Origin of the sequence: Blastomonas sp., from assembly GCF_041747255.1 — a bacterium.
Lineage (GTDB): Bacteria > Pseudomonadota > Alphaproteobacteria > Sphingomonadales > Sphingomonadaceae > Blastomonas.
The window spans coordinates 1-2,485 of the sequence record NZ_JBGTFM010000334.1; the positions used below are offsets into that span (position 1 = coordinate 1).

Genomic DNA, 2,485 nt, shown 5'->3' on the forward strand with positions numbered 1-2,485 from the left:
GGCGCTTTGCTCGGCCCGCTGGGGGCAAGCCTTGCCTCGGTCATCGCGCTGCCGGTGCCGGGGCACGCGCATCACGATGCCGATGCGTTTCAGGTGTGCGTCACAAGCGGGCTTGAGGTGGAGGCGGCGGCGGATGTGCGCGCCGCGCTTTCGCGGCTGGCGGGGCGCGAGCCGCTGCCGGTGCTGATCGCCGGTTCGCTGTATCTGGCGGGCGAGGTGCTGAAAGCGAACGGGCAAGAGCCGGATTGAACGCGCTTCAATCGCAACAACCGTTTTCCGGCGAACGCCGGAATCCAGGGCGACCACAGTGCAACCTGACTCCTGGACTCCGGCATTCGCCGGAGAACGGAATTTCGACCTCTCCACATTCCCGAGCCCTTCGACAGGCTGGCAAGCCAGCCGCTCAGGCGGCGTCGAAGGGCTCGGGACAGACGGTAAACGTAACTACTCTTCTCGTCCCCCGCTCTCGTCCGCGCTTTCGGTCCCCGCCGTGCCCAGTGACCGGTCCACCAGACCGCTGGCCATCATCCACCAGAACATGAACACGCCGGGGAGCGCGGCGAGCGTGGTGAGCAGGTAGAAGTTCACATAGCCCAAAGATTCGATCAGCGATCCGGCCAACGTGCCGGTCAAAAAACGCCCCAAAATGCTTGCCGCCGCCGAGAGCAACGCGAACTGCGTGGCGGTGAACTGCAGGTTGCACAGCGCCGAGAGATACGCGACCACGCACACCCCGCCGATGCCGCTGGCGAAGTTTTCAAAGCCGATGGCGCCTGCCATGCCCCAGTTGCTGTGGCCGATGCTGGCAAGGCCCGCAAACGACAGGTTGGACACCGCCATCAGCACCAGGCTGATCATCACCGATCGCTTCATGCCCAGCCGCGCGTACAGGATGCCGCCCACAAAAATGCCTGCAAGCAGCGCCCAGAAGCCCAGCCCGATATCGTAGATCGCAACCTCGTCGTTGGTGAAGCCAAGGTCTTCGAATAACAGCCGGAAGGTCAAGTTGGCGAGCGTGTCGCCGATCTTGTGGACCAACACGAACAGCAGCACGATCAGCGCGCCCGTGCGTTTGAAAAACTCCGCCAGCGGGCTGATATAGGCAATCGCGGCGGCCATCGGCCCCTTGAGCGGCTTGGGCTCCTGCCGCCGTGCCGGTTCACCCATCACCAGCCCGGTAATGACCGCAAACAGCCCGAAGAACGAGACCGCGATATAGGCCGTGGTCCAGTCGGCGCGCGCCGCGATCACCAGTGCCAGCGCGCCCGCCGAGGCCGCACCGATCCGCCAGCCGTACTGGCTCATCCCCGATCCGACGCCCAGCTGATGTGGTTCGAGCAGTTCAATGCGATAGGCATCGATTACGATGTCAAACGTCGCCCCGGCAATGCCGACCATGATCGCCGCCACCGCGACCTTGCCGATATCCGCCGCAGGATCGAGCAGGCCGAGGTAGATGATGCTGACCATCACCAGCACTGCGCACAGGATCAGCCATGAGACGCGCTGGCCGATGCGCCCGAGCAGCGGCAGCTTCACCGCATCGATGATCGGCGCCCACAGCCACTTGAAATTATACGCGAGAAAGGTGAGCGCAAAGGCGGTAACGGTCGATTTCTCGATGCCCGATTGCGCCAGCCGGGTGGTCAGCGTCGCGGCGATCATCGCGAACGGAAAGCCTGATGACATGCCGAGGAACAGCGCGGCAACCGGCGCGGCTTCGGTATAGGGGCGCAGGCCAATCGGCAGCGATTTGCGCCAGCCGGTCACCTCCGGCGCAATTGCGGCGGGCGTATCAGTCATGCAGATATGTTTCCTTCCCGTGTCCCGGGTCAGGAAACTAGCGGCATCGGCAATTTACGCCAGATGAATTGTGGCCCTCACGCTCAAAGCCAGGCCGAGCCGATGACCGCCGCGCCCGCTGCGCGCCGCACGATCAGCACGTGGCGGTCTGCGCCTTGCGTTTTGATCTGCGCAGGCGTCAGCGTGATCGCCTGCCGGCCACCGGTCCAGCGGCCCACCGGGGTCTCGTCGATCACCACATTGGTGTAGCTGACCGAGCGACCGCCATTTTCGCCGCGCCCGATGTTGACCGTCTCGCGGGCAGAAAGGGCGACAAGCATCACCTCGGCGTCGCGACCGGCCTTGCCCTCGAGCATGACATTGCGACTGCCATCGGCACTGCGCAACACACGCACCGCAATGCCGCTGCTTTTGCGCGCCGCATTGGCGCGCGCGATCTGCTTGCGCGCGTTCGTTTCCTGCGACCCGATGCCTTGCGCGGAGCCATCGATCACCAGCTGCGGGGTATAGATGCTGGCACCGTCAAACATGGTGTCACTGTACTGGCGTTGCAGCCGGGTGTTTTCCTCGCGGCCCAGGCTGTCTTTCCAGCCCAGCCGGTCCCAGTAGGTGACCGGGCGGCTGATGACGAGGATCGCCGGATCGCGCGCGAGCCGCGCCGCCACCGCGTCGGCGGGCGGGC

At 64.8% G+C, this 2,485-nt stretch carries 2 protein-coding genes and 1 pseudogene; 1 reads left to right on the forward strand and 2 read right to left on the reverse strand.

Features of this window, described 5'->3' with window-relative positions:
* A pseudogene (locus ACEW8G_RS11410) lies at nt 1–249 on the forward strand (bifunctional folylpolyglutamate synthase/dihydrofolate synthase); the annotation flags it as partial.
* Between the two features lie 195 nt (nt 250–444).
* On the opposite strand, the gene ACEW8G_RS11415 reads toward ACEW8G_RS11410, so the two are convergent.
* Both ACEW8G_RS11415 and ACEW8G_RS11420 read right to left on the reverse strand, forming a co-directional pair.
* On the reverse strand, nt 445–1,803 hold the full coding sequence (locus tag ACEW8G_RS11415; RefSeq protein WP_373488542.1) for an MFS transporter: 1,359 nt from the start codon (nt 1,801–1,803) through the stop codon (nt 445–447).
* 83 nt (nt 1,804–1,886) lie between these two features.
* Nucleotides 1,887–2,485, reverse strand: a 599-nt coding sequence (locus ACEW8G_RS11420) for a DUF1223 domain-containing protein (RefSeq protein WP_373488543.1), incomplete at its 5' end; no start/stop codon positions are given.